This window comes from Pontibacter sp. YIM B11418, assembly GCF_059278805.1.
In genome coordinates, this window is record NZ_JCAEMH010000003.1 from 557006 (window position 1) to 574634 (window position 17629).

Here is a 17629-nt window from a genome sequence, read left to right on the forward strand (position 1 = left end):
GCTTTACTTTTTACCAACTTGCGTCTTTATTTTACCGCAATGCATTCTATCACCACAAACCGGCTTTCGCTTAGTCTTTTTTTCCTTCTTTCCGGCTTCAACTTTTCAAGCTGGGCATCCCGCATCCCCACTATTGTTTCCAAGCTTCACCTGAATGAGGCCGAACTGGGCAGCATCCTACTCACCATGCCGGTGAGCTCGCTGATCGGCTTGCCTTTATCGAGCTGGCTTGTCACCCGGTTCGACAGCCGTTTTCCCCTGATTGTGGCCATGGTCCTGAATGCCGCTTCGCTCTCGCTGATCGGGATAGCCGCCACACCATTTGCCCTGATAGTGGCCTTATTCCTGTTCTCGCTGAGCATGCGTGTGTTCAACATCGCGATCAATACACAGGCCATTACGCTGCAGAAACTCTACGACCGCAAAATAAACGGCGCCTTCCATGGTCTCTGGAGCACAGGCGGCATTGTGGGCGTCGGCGTGACCACACTGCTGGTTTCGCTTGGCATATCCATCGTGCCACACCTGGTAGCCGTCTCTGTCATCACGACGCTGCTTGTGCTGGGCGCCTTTCCATACCTCCTGCGCAACGACCGCTCCACGACAGGCAACAAGCTCACGTTTGGCAAGCCCGATCCGTACATCCTATACCTGGGGCTGCTGGTGTTCTTTGCAGCCGTTTGCGAAGGCGGTATGTTCGATTGGAGTGGCATTTACTTCCAGCAGGTGGTGGGCGAAGAGGTCTTTACCGCAGGCTATCTCATTTTCATGTCGTTTATGGCGCTTTCGCGGTTCGTTTCAGATTGGATCATCGAGAAGATCGGGATGGAAAGAACCTACGTGCTCAGTGCCAGCCTTATTTTCTCAGGTATAGCACTGGCCATTCTGTTCCCAAGTTTCTGGCCCGCCATGATCGGCTTCTCACTGGTAGGCTTCGGCACGGCTTCGGTTATACCGATGACGTACACGCTGGCGGGCGCCTCCAAAAAGTACTCGCCTGGCATCGCCATTTCCATGATCGTTACCTTCGGAATTGTGGGTATGCTCATGGGCCCGCCGCTCATCGGCTACCTGGCCCACGCCTTCAATCTGAAGGTATCGTTCATGCTCTTCGCTTTCGCAGGTATCATGCTGATTCCGATATCCAGGAAGTTTTTTAGGCTGGAGCGGTAGGTGAGTGTTTTAGGGGTGTCTGTTATCTATACCCGCTGTGTAGTCGGTTAATCCGTATTTTTTTTTGATTGCCAGAAGGGAATCTCGGCTTAGGCTGAGGTTCTCTTTTTTAATGGCTATACAACTCATCATGAGCCATTTATTACACACTTATACGCAGCAATTCCTTTTCAAACCCGCCTGCGCCCCGAACAATAACGCTAAGTAAGTCCTTACTTTTAAGATTTTCTGTTTAATTTAAACATCCATTAACCTTGTTAACCCCTGAAATTAGCCCATGGAAAACCTAATCAGTTCGGTGAATGACATCGTCTGGAGCAATGCACTTATCGTACTTTGCCTAGGAGCAGGTGTATACTTCTCCTTCGCTACCAAATTTCTGCAGATCCGCTATATCGGCGAAATGCTGCGCCTGCTTTTTCAGGGGGAATCCTCGAACAAAGGCATCAGTTCTTTTCAGGCTTTTACAGTAGCCATTGCCGGTCGTGTAGGCACGGGTAACATTGCCGGTGTTGCCACGGCCATTGCGATGGGCGGACCAGGTGCCGTTTTCTGGATGTGGGTGATCGCCTTCCTGGGCAGTTCTTCTGCCTTTATAGAGGCCACGCTGGGCCAGATCTACAAGCAGGTAAAAGATGGCCAGTACAGAGGTGGCCCGGCCTATTACATCGAAAAAGGACTTGGCGTAAAATGGTATGCCGTGCTGTTTGCTGTCGCTACCATTATCAGTATGGCACTGTTCCTGCCGGGCGTGCAGAGCAACAGCATCGCATCAGGTATAAGCAATGCCTTTCAAGTGCCGGTGGCGTATACGGGTGGTGCCGTTACCCTGCTGCTTGCTCTTATCATTATTGGCGGTGTTAAGCGCATCGGCAACGTGGCACAGATCGTCGTACCGTTTATGGCGGGTGCTTATATCCTGATGGCAGTGGTCATCATTTTGATGAATATTTCTGAAGTTCCGGCCATATTTGGTCTCATCTTCAGTTCCGCATTTGACCTGGAGCCCGCTTTTGCCGGTGTGTTTGGCATGGCCATCGCGTGGGGTGTGAAACGCGGCATCTACTCCAATGAAGCAGGCCAGGGTACTGCTCCACACGCTGCTGCAGCGGCCGAAGTGAGCCATCCTGCCAAGCAGGGCTTAGTGCAGGCCTTTTCTGTTTACGTCGATACGCTTTTCGTTTGTTCAGCTACGGCCTTCATGATCCTGTTTACAGGGCAGTATAATGTGGCAAACCCGGAAGGGGGCTTTCTGGTGGAGAACCTGCCGGGTATACCCTACGGGCCAGAGTATACGCAGCTAGCTGTTAGTACGCACTTCCCTGCCCTGGGTAGCGGTTTTGTCGCTATCTCGCTGTTCTTCTTTGCCTTTACCACCATCATGGCCTACTACTACATTGCCGAAACCAACCTGAGCTACCTGAACACCAAAAACAGAAAATGGATGCTTTGGGCGCTTCGCCTGCTGATACTCGCCGCTACTTTCTACGGCTCAGTAAAGACGGCAGAATCGGCCTGGACGCTGGGCGATATCGGGGTGGGCATCATGGCTTGGCTGAACATAATTGCCATTTTCCTGCTACGCAAGCCCGCCTTACGCACCCTGCAGGATTACCTGGCGCAGCGCAAAGCCGGCCTCGACCCGACCTTTGATCCTGAAAAGCTAGGTATAAAGAACGCCGGAGAATGGAATAAATCGATAGGTATTGACGAGCAGGAAGAGCCAGATCAAAAAGAACTGAAAGCAGTTTAGCTGCGCAAATAGGTGTTATATAAAACAAAAGAGACGCTGTAATCGCGTCTCTTTTGTTTTTATGGTATGCCGTTTCTTGCTCAGAGATTACCCCCTTGAGGGGACCGCAGGGGGGGTAATCGTTAGCAGGCACTTTCTATTTCTTTATAGGCCACTACCCCTCTCCCATTCCACCTCCGGAAACACTACTTCCAGTTGCCGTTTGATCACGCGGTAATTTCCTTTCCAGAAGCTCGCCAGGTCTGACACAGTGGTGATCGGTTTGAGCTCCGGGCTGAGCAATGCCAGTTCCACCGTCATCTCGCCATCGTCTACGGTTGGACTATCTTCCCAGTCCAGCACATCCTGCAGCCGGATTTCCAGTTTGGGTTGACTGCCGCCTGGTTGGTAAGTGAGGTCTATACCTGAGCCATCCGGCAAAGTGATATTAGACGGGGCCAGCACTTCCAGACGGGCACGCTGCTCATCATTCAGGAACTTCGCTTCCAGAATCGGCAGGAGCTCCAGTTCCATCAACTCATCTGGGTGCTCAATATCGAAAAGGTAGGACTTCAGCCAATCCCAGTTAGTCATGAGCAAGGTGGCCGTGCTCACGTCGGGCCAGAACTCGGAGGGGCGCCATTTGCGCAGGCTCAGCACACGGTTTTGCCACTGCCTTACTTCGTAGTTGAAGTCCAGCAGATGTTCTCCTTCGAGCTTGATAGCTTCGGACATGGCAGGTACGCGGTGCTTTTCGTCGGGTGCTGGCAGTGGTTTACTTTGTAGCACGATGCTACCGATACGAGTGTCCATGGAGGCGGTAAGTTCGCCGTCGTTCAGGTCCCAGTGGTAACTTTCCTGCTGCTTCACAAGGGGAGCCAGATCTCTCGGGTTGAGCGGCGAAGCCAGGAAGATGCGGCCCGGATTGTCGCCGGTGCCGGCGTGCAGGTGCGCGATGGCCAGCCAGGGCTCATGCGCCAGGTCGTCGCGGTGACCGGCGGACGCATACTGCCCGCTGGCCAGCTGGAACTGCGCATTGTTGCCGGGACGAGCATAGGCGATGCGCTCCGGGTAGCAATGCGTGAGCAGCACACCGGTTTCATAGTCGTCGAAGGTGCCGTTCTCAGGTTCTATGCTGAAGAGCGAGCGGTATGAGCGGGCAACTTTCTCGATCTTTCCGAATTTCTTGCCTTGCCCTTGCTCTTTTCTATACCTGTGGAGCGCTTCTATCCTTAAGTTAATGTCGATGCCGGCGTTTCGGTCCAGCGGGTCGCGCTCTTCCAGGACGGCGGCAATATCAGAGGCCAGCGCCACCTGGTCGGTTTCTTCAGCTTTGAGCAGCATGTGCGCGATGCGGGGGTGACAAGGCAGCGCGTGCATTTTTTTGCCGTGCTCCGTAATGCGGCCGTGCTCCAGCGCCTGCAGCTGGTGCAGCATTTCGGTGGCGTACTGCAGGGCAGCGCGCGGCGGTGGGTTCAGCCAGGTCAGGCCACGGATATCGGTGATGCCCCATTGCGCCATGTCGAGCACAAGCGAGGACAAATCAGCTTCCATGATCTCGGGGGTGCGGTGCGGGGCCATGCGCTCATGCGTGGTTTTGCTCCACATGCGGTAGGCTTTGCCGGGTCCAAGACGACCAGCTCGGCCGGCACGCTGGTCAGCAGCGTCTTTGGAGATGCGCACCGTTTCGAGGCGCGACAAACCAGACTTCGGATCGAAGCGGGAGGTTTTGCCAAAGCCCGTATCCACCACCACCGAAATGCCTTCTATGGTCAAACTGGTCTCGGCTATACTGGTGGCCAGCACTACTTTGCGTCTGCCGTCGCGGTCGGGCATGATGGCGGCGTACTGCCTACCGAAGGGCAGCATCCCGAACAGCGGGTGTATCCTGAAATCGCGCAACTGGCGGCGCAGGAGTTCTTCTACTTTGCGGATATCATTTTCGCCGGGCAGGAACACGAGGATATCCCCTTCCTGCTCCTTCGCCGCCTGCACCACCACCTTGGCTGTCATTTCGGGCAGCATACGGTCATCGGCATCGCCGGTATAAAAGGTCTCGATGGGGTATTGCCGCCCCATGCTTTGCGCCACGGGTGCCTTGAGAAGGCTCGTGAGCTGCGGCATATCCAGCGTGGCCGACATCACCATAATGCGCAAATCTGTACGAAGCGCCTGCTGCGCCTCCCGGCTCAGGGCCATGGCTACATCGGCATGGATGCTGCGCTCATGGAATTCATCAAAGATCACGATGCCTATACCTGTGAGCGAGCGGTCGCTGTGGATCATGCGGGTGAGGATGCCTTCGGTCACAACTTCAATGCGGGTCTTGTCTGAAATGCGCGTCTCGAAGCGGATGCGGTAGCCGACGGTCTGGCCCACCTCCTCGCCCAGCAGCTGCGCCAGGCGCTCGGCAATGGTTTTGGCCGCCAAGCGACGGGGCTCCAGCATGATGATCTTCTGATCTTTCAGCCAAGACTCATCGAGTATCGCCAGCGGCAGCAAGGTGCTTTTACCGGCTCCCGGAGGAGCGTTTACGATCAGTGTGTTCTGCGCCGTCAGGTGTTCTCTGACGGCAGGTATAATTTCCCGAACGGGAAGGTCTATGGAGAATGGATTGAAAGGCAAGGGAATTTGAGAGTTTAAGATTTTGAGATTTGATGAATTAGCACGTCCCTTAAATTAGCTGTCTGTAAGAGTAGTTTAATGCCTTGAGGTTAGCACGATACTGCTCCAGGTATAGTGCTTTTGTTTCCATATCCAAAAAGCTTTGTGCTATTAAATCGTGTACGGCTTCCTTCTCTTCCCGATATAAATTAAAAAGCTTGATAACTCTGGATTCCATGATGCCGATACGCAGCCCGAATTCATAAAAATCGTCGTAGGCATAATAACCGTTTGCTGCGAAGCTACTGGTTTCATAATCGTCCTCAAACAGGCCTCCTTTTAGAGCCAGGTATGAATCATCTACATGAATCCGGGTATTGATCAGGTCGTAGGCAGGGCTCAGTACAAAGTCGCCGTTTGGTGTCTCGATGAGGCTGAAGTTCTTCAGGTGCGCATCTCCGTTCGAGAACAAATAATTAAACACAACCAGCGAAAACAGCTTCTCCAGCTCCACCACAGACGCCGCCACGTAGCGCTTGACCAACACGGCCAAGGCTTCATAAGTATATTCGTACTTAAAATCCGAGCCAGCTGTCTCGGATGTTCTACCGGCCAGCGAGGCAAAATCTTCTACACCATATTTACTTCCGTCCGGCTTTACATCAAAGCGTTTAGTAATGTAGGCGGGTTCTCCTGTTTGGAAAAAGATCAGCGCATTTTCAGCGGTCTGTATCCCGAATACCTGCCGTGCGATTTGCATGGTCAGGTGCTCGTTGGCGGGCACCTGTTGCACCTTTCGGAGGTCGCGCGGAATAGGTTTTAGAATGTAAGTTCCTTGCTCACCTGACTGTGTCAGCCGAAGCTTGTTTTTATCCAGCACCAGCGATAGCTTCTCCTGCACGCCCGAAATAGAGATGCGTTTTCGGTTCTCCATGAACTTCTCGGCATCTTCCTCGCTTGTCTGCGGGGCATTGTAGGGCAGCACATAACTTACTCTTTTACCACCGAAAACACGCACCAGGCAGGTTCGGCTATAGGCATGGAAGCCTGTTGCCAACGTACCCGGACATGTTGAAATTTCAGGAATAGCCATTCAAGATTAACTTAGTGGTTTAATGGTAACAGCTCCGATCGTATCGGATCCGGCAGTGGCTATGAGCAGGCCGAAATAGTCCTTTTCATCTATCCTGAGCTGACGGACCTGCAGCTGGCGGTTTACCCCTTCAGAAAGCATGTTGAAGAAAAAAGGAAACAAATGATCGGACAGGTATACCTGCTGCGTTTTGGGCAGGGTCAGGCTGATGGCGGGCAGGGCACTGTTCTGAAACCACTCATCGGTATACCTGAATTCATAGTGCCTGTTCGGGTACTGCGTGAGCACACCGACGAAAGCCCCGTTTCTATACACTCCTGCTTGCCGCATCGCTTAAAAGTTTGGTTTCTTTACCTCCAACTTCAACTCCATACCCAGCACCTCTGCCAGCTTGTGCAGAACCTTGAGTGTCGGATTGGCTTTTCCAGTTTCGATCCGATATAAGGTATTGATATTGATATCAGCCAATTCTGCCAGATCAGGCTGCGTGATATGCAGCATGTCGCGGCGAAGTTTGATCTGGTCTCCAAGTTCCTGAGCTAACATTATAATGTGATTTAGCATGTATATCATGACAAAAATAGATATTTAACATCAATTATCATACTATAATGTGATTTACACATCAATTAAAACAGGTAACATATAGAAAACATTTAAAACCACATTATAATGTGGCATAACACTTAGTTTAATAGGCCTTAAAGGTATACCATGCGGCGAATTGAATCGGATTGAGCCAAAAAAAACGATGCTTCCCAGATGCCATTCCTAACACTCTGATATTTCTCTACTACAGGAAGTAAAACCCTTTTTATTGAAACACCGGAGCTCAACAGAAAGCCAGAAAGCTTTCTTATCCGCCAAGCCGCTTTTCCCTCAGCTTAGTTTACGCCGGTAAGTAAACCCGAAAGGTGGTCCCGACATTTTGCTTGCTCTCCACTTCTATCCTTCCGTCTGTGTTTTCCACTATCTTCTTGACCATGTAAAGCCCGATGCCAGTGCCTTCCACATGGTCATGGAATCGTTTGAACATGGTAAAAAGGCCTTTTCTCTGACCGGGAGTCATGCCGAGCCCGTTATCGGCAAAAGTCAGCACATGGAACTGGTCGTCTGTATGGCAACTGATCTGAACCCGGGGTACCCGATCAGCAGCGCGGTACTTGATGGCGTTGGAGAGTAGGTTGTATACCACGCTCCGCATGTTCTTGCCGGAGATGCGGATAGCCGTGTGCGGCGCTACATTCGTTTCCAGCACAGCCTGGGTGGATTTTATCAGGGGCGCCAGGTCTAGGGTCACTTCTTTTATCACCTCCGCCACATCCACTAACTCGACATTGATTTCGTTCTGCTGCTGAAGCTTGGCCACCTCCGTCAGGCTGTCGATGGTTTTCTTAAAGCGTTCCACAGAGCCCTTCATCATATCCAGTATCAGCTGTGTATCACTTCTCTGTTCGCCTGTGGCAGTGTATCCTTGGGGCAGGAGCGCCAGCAGGCCTTCTATGTTAAGGATGGGAGCCTTCAGGTCGTGGGAGGCGGTATAAATAAAATTATCCAGGTCGTTGTTGATGCTGATCAGGTGCCGGTTGTTTACTTCCAATGCCTCCTGTTGCTCCTTCCCCTCGTGCACATCAGTGGCCGTTCCGAACCATGCTGTCACTTTGCCCTCACTGTCGCGTTGAGGAAGTGCGCGGCTCAGGTGCCAGCGATGGCTGCCGTCCCGCATCCGCAACCTGTGCTCTATCTCATAGCGCTTACCCGTCTGCACAGCCTTGTTCCAGGCCTCTACCGTTGGCTGCTCATCCTCTTCAATAAGAATGCTCTCCCAGTGCCATGCACCATTTGGTAGCTGCCTGGCCCCCGAAAACTCAGATACTCTGTTGTTGTAGTAGGTCACCGTCCCGTCTGGTTCGGCGATCCAGACGATCTGTGGCATGGCGTTGGCCAGATTCTGCAGGTCCCGGGCGCTTTGCTCAATCTTTTCTCTGGCCTGTACCTGCTCGGTTACATCAAGCGCTACGTGTATAACGCCGGTCACTTCGCCTTCTTCCATCAGCGGTGTGTAAGACACATTTAAATAATGTGCTTCCAGTTCCCCGTTTTTCAACAGATTGACCAACACTTCATTTCCGGTTTTGGTCTTCCCTGTTTGCAGCACTTCCCGGACAATTCCCAGCACAGGCTGGTCCTTCACCTCTGGCAGCGCTTCCTCTAATTTCTTACCGTTCACCTCGTCTGCCGTCTCTTTGCCCATAATATGCAGCATGGGTTCATTCACATTCTCAAACACCATATCGCTGCTCCTCGTTAAGGCAATGGCGATAGGTGCCTGCTTGATCATATTCCGGAAACGTGATTCGCTTTCCGCTAATCGCCTTTGGGCCAGTACCTCTTCTGTAACATCCACGGCTGTGTGGTGGATACCGTATACTTCGCCTTCTTTGTTAAAAAGTGGTTTATAGGTAAAGTTGAAGTAAGCAGGCTGTAAGCGGCCATCTATTTCCAGTTCCGCTCTTTCTTTAGTGCCAACATAGGTTTGCCCGGTTCTGAAAACTGTCTCCAATAAGTCGGGGAATGGCTGGCCCTCTAACTCGGGCACTGCCTGGCGTAATGTTTTCCCTGCTACCGTGCTGTCTTTTCCCCAGTAACCCAGCATGATTTTGTTGGCATACTGTATTTTTAAGTCCTTGTCCAGATAAAGTGCGGTGGCGATCGGGGCTTCTTCGATCAGGGTGCGATAACGGGATTCGCTTTCCTCGACCTTTCTGCGGGCCAGCACCTGCTCCGTGACGTCATGCGCCACACTAAACACTCCGGCAGCTGCCGTATCGCCTGCGTTGGCATAGTATGGCTGGTATACAAAATTGTAGTAGCAGAGCACTTCCTCTCCATCCTTGATCAGTTTAACAGGAAACTCTGTCGCATAAAAAGGCTGCCCTGTTTCACGCACCTGCACCAGCAATTCAGGGAACCCCTCCGTTGTGATTTCCGGGATGACTTCAAATAACGGCTTGCCAATGAGGTCTGATGTTCTGCCTAATAGCCTGAGCATTTCATCATTGGCGAACTCTACCGTATTTTCAGGGCCGGTGACAATGTAGACCGCCACAGGAGCCTGTATAAACAAGCTGTACTTTTTTTCAATCTCCCGCATGGCAGCAGCCTTTCTTTCTGCCATCACTTGTTCCGTGATCTCAGATGGGGCATGCAAAATATACAGCACGTTGCCCTCTGCATCCAGCACCGGCTTATTACTTGTTTTCCAATACCGCCCTTCAAATACGCCGTCTGCGTTTACCAAATCATAACGCAGCACCGGCATCTGGTCGGTCACTTTGTCTCTCAGTACTTTTGCAAGCGAAACGCTTAAGTTGGAGGGACCCGTTGAGGAGGCATCTTCCGGGTTCTCAGGGTATACCTCAAAGACACTCTTACCAACTAATTCTTCCCTTTTCTGCCCTGTGATTTGCAACTGTTCGTCGCTCACGGCCAGTATAGTAAACAGGGGTGGATTGGGTTGCAGCAAAAAAAAATTGCCGGTTAAGGTGTTAAAAACTATCTGAAAGTCTGTTGTCGGAACACGCCCTCCGGCAAAAATAGCTTGCTGCATGCAGTGTGTAATAAGTGATGTTGTAAGATACACAATTACGCAGCAAGATTAATTCCGCTGCGCTGCAATGTCAGTGTTATGTCAGAAATTTCAGAACTAACGAACTACCCGGAAATGCCTATACCTTGGCCCCGTCACCGATATCTCCCCCACGGTGTTAAACCTCCTACGCCACGTTTTCATCAAAGCCTTCAACAAAGGTATATAAGTGGTTAGAGGGGGTATGAAAGAATTAGTATTATTTACCGTCTCCGGGGAAGATTCGGTAATGCTACAAATTACTTTATGGTAGTATTAATACTCTCAAAGGTCGAAGACTTAAAAATAGTTCTTTGATATAATTCAGTTAATTAAAATTAATTATTTGAAGCAGGAGTAGAACTTGGCAAAACACTGAATCTATTTTTCATTAAGCTATCTAAACGTTTTGTCGCGACTATCTCTAAAATTCTATTTTCAAGAATTTGATTTACTTTAACGAGCGAATCATTTGATGCAATTAAGGAAGCGTTTTTAGCATTAATTTTATTTACAGAATCAATAGGGATCGGCAAGAGGTTTACAGAAAGTTGCTGTTTATCATTATCACCACCTTTTAAAATTTCTTTTGGCTGCTTTAATAATAAAACACCAATAGAGATAAGTGCTAAAAATGTAGAATAATAAAAGATATCAAGTTTTGAATTAGAATCTATTCTAAGAATATTAAATATATTGTTGTTAAAAATTCTAGGATAAACAGAACTCTCATTGCTAATATTTTCTCCCAAGTTAAAATCTGGATACTCTTGTACTAAAGAATTTTCAACACTTATACCATGTAAAACTGCACCTTTTAATAATCTATGATACCAAAATCTGTCTAATAAGTAAAAAGTAACCCAAACAAATGATAAAGCTAGTAATGTCAATCCTCCAATACTAGGAGAATTCACAATAGGAGAATATAGAGTAGAAGTAGTGAAAGTGTCCCAAGTCCTTAAAAATAAGTAAAGCAAAAATATTACAATATACGGAATCAAAAATATTGGTAGCCAATTTTCAATTTTTGTGGCATTTGCCGCATTTATTGCACTTCCCCTTTTTACTAAATCTTTCCTTTTTGCATATAAAAGGATAAGAATCCATGAAGAAACTACAACCAAATATAGAATTGCTGTCAATAGATGCCCCCATCTAATTGGTTGAGCAAGAACGTAATCCTCTTTAATTAAAAATGCTGAAGCTACAATTCCTGCACCAAGTACAGTAATCGCTCTTTCTCTAATATTAAGAAGAAGATCATTAAAATGCTTTTGTACATCTATACTCTGCTTCCAAGCTTCGATTAGGGCATCTTGTTTCTCCCTTGTTATACTCATAGTTTAAATATTTTCAAGAATATGGACCAATTCTGAGAAGTCTTTAATAATATACTTTGGTTCACACTTCTCTTTAGAAAAATCCTTTTCATTCTTAACATCCTCATCCGTCCAATGTGAAACTTTCCTCAATAGCTCGTATTCTTCTTTATGATGCTTTATCCCGTAATCAGCAAGTACACTTAATACATTAGCATCGTTAGCCATGCATATATCTTTCATTAAGCTATCCCCAACAAATATGGCTTGGTCTAATGTTGTGTCATTATCCTTTAGTATATCAATTAAAACTTTGGGATTTGGCTTTTTATCCTCTTTTGGTAAGATTATTAACTCACAATCACTTTTTTCTGTTAATTGCTCAAAGTCATATTTAGAATATAAAGAATTAGTGTTATTAAGCTCATGGCTCTTAGGTGCATAAAGAGCATCAACTAATCCTGACAAACCCAATGTATGCAATCTATAGTAAGAGTAAATTGGCTGAGACTCAGTATAAATCACTATTTTAAGTCCCCTTTCTTTCAATGTTTTAAGAGTCTTTAAAACATTTGGGTATAGCTTTAATTCTCTTCTTCTAGCTTCGAAATATGGAGGAAGAATAGATTCATAAAGCCTCTCTATTTCTTCATTACTTTTAGCTTCTTTTAATATTTCGAGTTCGTCAAGTAAGCGATTATATTCAGAGGTTCTATGTTTTTGATGAATCGGTCTTATACTTTGAAATAAATTATCCTCATTAATTTTTGTTTCTTTAACAACCCCTTGAACCAAAACACTAAAACTTTTATACCAAAATTCAAACCAGTCAAAAAGCGTGTTATCAAAATCACAAATAACTATTCGAATTTTATTTTCCTTAACATTCATATATTTCTCTTAACATTCATATATTTCTTTAAAAAGCATCCAATTCCAAATATATATTAAAATTTAATTATATAACATCAAGCTAGATACATGAATAAATAATTCTATAATAAAGCAAATCTCCATCACTTATACCTACTCAAAACCTTGCGCTACTTCTTTCATATCGGCTATATCGGCACGCACTACAAAGGTTGGCAGCGACACCCCTATGGGGTTGGGGTGCAGCAGGTGATAGAAGAGTGTCTGAAGAAGATTCTGAAGCAGCCGGTAGCGATCGTGGGCTGTGGCAGAACGGATGCCGGGGTACATGCAAGCCAGTTCTTTTTTCACCTGGATGTAGCGCAGCCCTGGGAATTTGATATGCTTTTCCGGCTGAACAAAGTGTTACCGCCCGACATTGCCGTGTTCGATATCATGCCGGTGGAGGGCCAGCCCCACGCCCGCTTCCATGCCAGCAAAAGAAGCTACGATTACTTTATCCATACCTACAAAGATCCGTTTCTGCACGATGTAAGCGCCCTATACCCCGTTCGGAACCTGAACCTGGACGCGATGCAGGCAGCCGCTGTCCTGCTCCCCCTTTACACCGATTACAGGAACCTGTGCCTGACGCCTGCAGAGCATGACAGCACCACCTGCTATGTAACAGAAGCCCGCTGGTTGATGGACCAGCAGGGTGACAGGCTGCGTTTTCAGATTTCGGCAAACAGGTTTCTGAGTCGCATGATCCGCATCATCGTGGGCCAACTGCTGCAGGTAGGAACCGGCGCGCTCAGCCTGCCCGAGTTTGAAAGTTACCTGACGCTGGAGAAAGCACCCAAGCACCTTTCACCGGCCTATCCGCAGGGGCTATACCTGTCCAAAGTAAGCTACCCTTTTTTGGACATCGCGCCCCGACCTTCCTTCTCTCCTGCCACAGCTGCCGGATGGCCAACACGCTGAGGCTACTTCACGACCCGCAAAACATCGGCCTGCACTGCATGCTCGCCAACTGTACGTTCCTCGGTCGGGCTGTCGAATACCACCAGCACGCGCTCGTCGTCCAGAATGGCGAGTCCTTCGGCTTTATCTTTGCCGGAGTTCTCCCCGGAGCCGTGCGGCACCTCGCACAGTCGCTCCAGTTCGTTGTGATGCACCAGTTGCTCCGTGTGTTTGTTCACGGCATCGCGCCAGCGGTAAATGGCAATCACGCCGTCCAGATCCATGGTGGGCCCGGCCAGCAGGTATAGGTCATTCCCGAAAATGCGTAGCTCCCGTATACCTTTGCCCCGCAGGTTCAGGAAGTGCTTCCGGTAGGGTTTCTCCTTTGTCAGCTGCTTCAGGTGCAATATGCCGGCCTTGTCCTCTTCGGGCTCCACTTCCAGCACCATGGCCCAGCCCCTTAGCACCGGGCCGCGCAGCCCTATAAAAATGCGATGCCCGTGTATGGCCAGTCCTTCTATATCGAAGCCATTGTCTTTGCCGGGGATGTCCATAAAAGGAGCAATGTGCGGGTCCTGCCGCAGCACTTCCGTTAACAGACTGCTGGTTTTGTCGCCCTTCAACTGACCCGCACGCAGCATTTTGCCGGGCTTGTCCGGATCTTCTACTTCTTTGTACAAGGTATACTCCCCTGTTGCCGGATCCTGCAGAATAGGAATGCGCGCCAGCAGGTAGCGGTTCGGGTCACTTTTGATCTTTGACAGGCGCTCTATCTGTTTTTTGATCGAGTCAGGCCGCTTCGGCTTCTTTCGCTTCAGGCTGTGGGAGCCGATCAGCCAGAGGTAGTGATCGGCCATGCCCATTCCCTCGATGTCGATCTCGCTGAAGTCCTTTGCCGGGAGATCCAAGTAATCGTGTACATCAAACGAGTGGTGTTTGCCAAAAGAGCCGTCCGGCAAGCGGGTGAGGCGCTCAATGGTGGTGCGCTCGTCACAGCTCAACCATAGGTTATCGCCCAGGAGAAGGGCTGTAGAAAGGCCATCGCGCACATGCTTGCCTTTGGCATTCAGGCTCAGGTCGGGGGAAAAGGAAAGTTTAATTTTATCGCGCATGCTGTATGTTTGGGGTTATGTTCTACCTGTTCAGGTGTACGCAGGTTCAGGTATACAGACTGTGGCTATAAAACGAACCATGCGCCAAATAGTATGTCCTCCGCTGGCACGAATTTGTAACGTTATCTTGTCCCATAAATTTCTGGATATGGGCCTTGGTTTTGAGAAACTGTCCCCTTGAGGACAAGTGAGACGAGATTCGAAACTTGCGACCATAGGTCCTAGGGGTGTAATGCTACGAGGCGGCCGGCTTGTGTGCGCCAATGCCGGTAAATTCACATGTGTAGACACCCCTATAACCCCCTCAAGGGGATACTCTTCTCCTACTGCTGCTACACTTTAGTTGGAAAAGGGCAAATCTGGGAAAGTTATCGGACAAGATAAGGCTTGCAGATCGTGCCTATAACTTTCCACGCAGCTATACCTTCGGCACATATAAAAACGAGCTACAAACTTGAACCGGCACACCATGCATGAATAGTGTAAACTACAAAAGCGGGGCTAGAAGTTTTTACACCCGCCCCGCTTTTGTTTAAGTTACAAAGTATGATTTCTTCGCTACAGTTAACCGAGACCTTAAGCCTCCTGTTTCTGAGCAGCCAATAGTGCATCAAGGCCTTCCATGGCCATGGTCAGGCCTTCTTTGAAGCCCATCTGGATCGTGGTTTCGAGTTGTGCCAGGTCATCGAATACGATCCGGTTCTCTACTAAAGTAACATCCTCTTTGGGTGTAAAGCTTACCTCCCACTTCGATTGCGGCATTTCTGTGTTGACTACACCTTCCGCATCGGCAAAACCATCGAGTGCTGTAAAGCGCTTTTTAGGATCTATGGTCTTGTAATTGGCCAGAGCCCAGTGCTCTTCCCCTTCCGGACCAACCATGGCATAGTGCCAGTGGCCGCCTTCTCTGAAATCCATTGTTTTGGTACGGGATTTCCAGGGTTTGGGCGCCCACCACTGGTCCAGGATCTCGCTTTTTGTGTAGGCATCCCACACAAGCGGGAGCTCAGCGGCAAACTCTCTTTTGACAGTGATCGTTTTGTTTTCTTTGTTCACGTTAAACTCAAATTCCAGGTTTCTTTTCATGGCTTATTGGTTTTTAGGTTTGATAATACGGTATCCAATTCGCTGAAACGGTCTTCCCAGATCTTCCGGAACTGTTCCAGCCATTTGTCAATTTCTTTCATCTTAGCTACTTCAAGCTGATAGTAAATCTCGCGCCCCTGCTGTTCCTGTTTTACAAGCTGGCACTCTGTCAGAATCTGCAGGTGCTTTGAAACAGCCTGCCTGCTGGTGTCAAAATGCTCGGCTATCGCATTCGGCGTCATGGCCTGCAAGGCAATTAAACCGATGATGGCTCTGCGTGTAGGGTCTGCTATCGCCTGAAAAACGTCCCTTCTCATTTCTTTAATTAAGATATGCAACCATTTGTTTGCTAATATACGTGCAACTGAACGGTTGCGTTAATTATTTTTCATTTATTTTTAAATAATTTACTGAGAGACAGTTGCTAAGGAGTAAACTTCATACAGTCTTTCTGAGATAACTAGTTCTACAGAAGATCTCGGGGCAGTCTTTAATAGCTGGGATTTTAAAAAAGCAGCACTGTAAAACCTCCCTGCTCCCGCTAGCGCGAGTTTTCAATTCGTGCCTATACCTTACCACGCAGCTATACCTTCAGCACAAGTTGAAGTACAGGCTCGCACTAGCAAATATTCACTCCCCGTAGATATAAGGATTCACTCCTCCCCATCCACCCCTTCAAAAAAACTTCTCACATCTTGTAGTTTTCCCTTAACTTCTGCAACTAACAGTATATCCGCATGTAAACCGAAAGCACAATGGCGCAGCAAGTAGACGAGACCTTTATGCAGCAGCTAAACCAACACTTAGGTATAGCGCATAAGGTATGCGGCCTCTATTTCTCGGATGCGGAGGAGAAGCAGGATGTGGTGCAGGAAATGCTCTACCAGCTCTGGCGGTCGTACCCGGGTTTCGACGGACGTTCCAAATTCTCTACCTGGATGTACAGCGTCTGCCTGAACACCGCCCTGACCTACCGGCGCAAGGAAAGCAAACACAAAAGCCAGCCGCTTACGCCGAGCCACCACCAGATAGCCGAGGAACCTGCCAACCCCCAGGAAGAGAGCCTGCAGCAGCTCCATAGCGCCATCGCTACCTTGTCCCCACTGAACAAGGCCCTGGTGCTGCTATACCTGGAAGACCTGCGCTACGAGGAAATTGCGCAGATAACGGGCCTGACCAAAAGCAACGTGAGCGTGCGACTGGTCCGGATAAAGAAAGAACTGGAGACGAAGCTAAAGAAACAATCTAATCCTTACAGCGATGCCAACCTTAGATGACCTGAAGCAAAAATGGAACGCGGAGCAGCCTGCTTTAGAGGCCACTGCCCCTTACGATGCCGCTACATTGAACCACATAATCCGAACAAGAATGAAAAAGCAAAACAACACCATCTTTCGTTACTTCTGGGCTACCTTCACCTTTCATATCGTGGTGTACGCCCTGTTGAGCCACGTCCTGATCAGGTATGGCGCCGACACAAATATGCTGCTTCTGGGTCTGCTCGGTTTCGGGGTGATGGTGCCTTTCACGGCCGTCATGCTTTGGCGCTACAAACAAATGGCCGTCGCGAAGATGAACCAGGAAAGTGCCGCCTCCATCCATACCTATGTCAGCCGGCAACGCGCTTTACTGGCCGGTTTCTATACCTTCAAGAAGCGCTACGAACTGGTGCTGATTCCGCTGATCACGGCCATCGGCGTGGTGCTGGTGTTCGCGCTCTACATCCCGGGCGGTGTGATGGTCTACCCTGGCTCAGCCCTGGTCACTTTTGCACTGGCTGCCTTGGTTTGCCTGCTGGCAATCCGCAATGAAAACAAAAAATACTTTATCCGGCCCCTCCAGGAGCTGCAGGATATACTGGAGGATTATAAGGGCTGAGTGATGCGTTTTATCCGTTCGCTGGTGCGCTGTTGTAATTCCTGCCTGCTACCTTTCCTCGCAGCTATACCCTCAGCACAAGCTACAAGCGCCCACTATCACTAAACCCGACAGCATGAAGCCAGTTGCCAATTCAGTATCATTGGATGTACCAGGTAACAGGAAGCTACACTTTATGTATATTTA

At 48.9% G+C, this 17629-nt stretch carries 15 protein-coding genes; 5 read left to right on the plus strand and 10 right to left on the minus strand.

Annotated elements, in window-relative coordinates:
• Window positions 1-39 precede the first annotated feature (39 nt).
• Together AC4QZR_RS10235 and AC4QZR_RS10240 are read left to right on the plus strand one after the other, a co-directional pair.
• Window positions 40-1173: an MFS transporter gene (locus AC4QZR_RS10235; RefSeq protein ID WP_494480823.1), complete on the plus strand. Its 1134-nt coding sequence runs from the start codon at window positions 40-42 to the stop codon at window positions 1171-1173.
• 277 nt (window positions 1174-1450) lie between these two features.
• Window positions 1451-2926, plus strand: coding sequence for an alanine/glycine:cation symporter family protein (locus tag AC4QZR_RS10240; protein WP_494480824.1), 1476 nt, complete (start codon window positions 1451-1453; stop codon window positions 2924-2926).
• Window positions 2927-3070: 144 nt separating this feature from the next.
• Here AC4QZR_RS10240 and hrpB read toward each other — a convergent pair whose 3' ends face one another.
• The 7 genes from hrpB to AC4QZR_RS10275 form a co-directional block, all read right to left on the minus strand.
• Window positions 3071-5530, minus strand: coding sequence for an ATP-dependent helicase HrpB (gene hrpB / locus AC4QZR_RS10245; RefSeq protein WP_494480825.1), 2460 nt, complete (start codon window positions 5528-5530; stop codon window positions 3071-3073).
• Window positions 5531-5579: 49 nt separating this feature from the next.
• Entirely contained in the window at window positions 5580-6602 is a 1023-nt protein-coding gene (locus tag AC4QZR_RS10250; protein WP_494480826.1) for a type II toxin-antitoxin system HipA family toxin, read from the minus strand.
• Window positions 6603-6608: 6 nt separating this feature from the next.
• Window positions 6609-6932 (minus strand): HipA N-terminal domain-containing protein, encoded by a 324-nt coding sequence (locus tag AC4QZR_RS10255; RefSeq protein WP_494480827.1) that lies wholly within the window; start codon window positions 6930-6932, stop codon window positions 6609-6611.
• Between the two features lie 3 nt (window positions 6933-6935).
• On the minus strand, window positions 6936-7148 hold the full coding sequence (locus AC4QZR_RS10260; RefSeq protein ID WP_494480828.1) for a helix-turn-helix domain-containing protein: 213 nt from the start codon (window positions 7146-7148) through the stop codon (window positions 6936-6938).
• 343 nt (window positions 7149-7491) lie between these two features.
• Complete coding sequence (locus tag AC4QZR_RS10265; RefSeq protein ID WP_494480829.1) at window positions 7492-10212, minus strand: PAS domain-containing sensor histidine kinase; 2721 nt, start codon at window positions 10210-10212, stop codon at window positions 7492-7494.
• Between the two features lie 356 nt (window positions 10213-10568).
• On the minus strand, window positions 10569-11573 hold the full coding sequence (locus tag AC4QZR_RS10270) for a hypothetical protein (RefSeq protein WP_494480830.1): 1005 nt from the start codon (window positions 11571-11573) through the stop codon (window positions 10569-10571).
• Window positions 11574-11576: 3 nt separating this feature from the next.
• Entirely contained in the window at window positions 11577-12443 is an 867-nt protein-coding gene (locus tag AC4QZR_RS10275) for an HAD family hydrolase (protein WP_494480831.1), read from the minus strand.
• Between the two features lie 147 nt (window positions 12444-12590).
• Here AC4QZR_RS10275 and AC4QZR_RS10280 point away from each other — a divergent pair, with 147 nt between their 5' ends.
• The gene (locus AC4QZR_RS10280) at window positions 12591-13388 is read left to right on the plus strand and encodes a tRNA pseudouridine synthase A (protein WP_494480832.1); all 798 of its coding nucleotides are present in this window, start codon (window positions 12591-12593) and stop codon (window positions 13386-13388) included.
• A 2-nt stretch (window positions 13389-13390) separates the two neighbouring features.
• On the opposite strand, the gene AC4QZR_RS10285 is transcribed toward AC4QZR_RS10280, so the two are convergent.
• The 3 genes from AC4QZR_RS10285 to AC4QZR_RS10295 form a co-directional block, all read right to left on the minus strand.
• The gene (locus tag AC4QZR_RS10285) at window positions 13391-14479 is read right to left on the minus strand and encodes a DUF3616 domain-containing protein (RefSeq protein WP_494480833.1); all 1089 of its coding nucleotides are present in this window, start codon (window positions 14477-14479) and stop codon (window positions 13391-13393) included.
• A 576-nt stretch (window positions 14480-15055) separates the two neighbouring features.
• Window positions 15056-15565 carry an SRPBCC family protein gene (locus AC4QZR_RS10290; RefSeq protein ID WP_494480834.1) on the minus strand — a complete coding sequence of 170 codons (510 nt, stop codon included), beginning with the start codon at window positions 15563-15565 and terminating at the stop codon, window positions 15056-15058.
• The gene (locus AC4QZR_RS10295) at window positions 15562-15882 is read right to left on the minus strand and encodes an ArsR/SmtB family transcription factor (RefSeq protein WP_253406188.1); all 321 of its coding nucleotides are present in this window, start codon (window positions 15880-15882) and stop codon (window positions 15562-15564) included. Before AC4QZR_RS10295 ends, AC4QZR_RS10290 begins: the two co-directional genes overlap by 4 nt.
• Window positions 15883-16320: 438 nt before the next feature.
• Here AC4QZR_RS10295 and AC4QZR_RS10300 point away from each other — a divergent pair, with 438 nt between their 5' ends.
• Window positions 16321-16842, plus strand: coding sequence for an RNA polymerase sigma factor (locus tag AC4QZR_RS10300; RefSeq protein WP_494480835.1), 522 nt, complete (start codon window positions 16321-16323; stop codon window positions 16840-16842).
• A complete protein-coding gene (locus AC4QZR_RS10305; protein ID WP_494480836.1) occupies window positions 16826-17443 on the plus strand; it encodes a hypothetical protein in 618 nt (205 codons plus the stop codon). The genes AC4QZR_RS10300 and AC4QZR_RS10305 overlap by 17 nt, the downstream gene beginning before the upstream one ends.
• Window positions 17444-17629 lie beyond the last annotated feature (186 nt).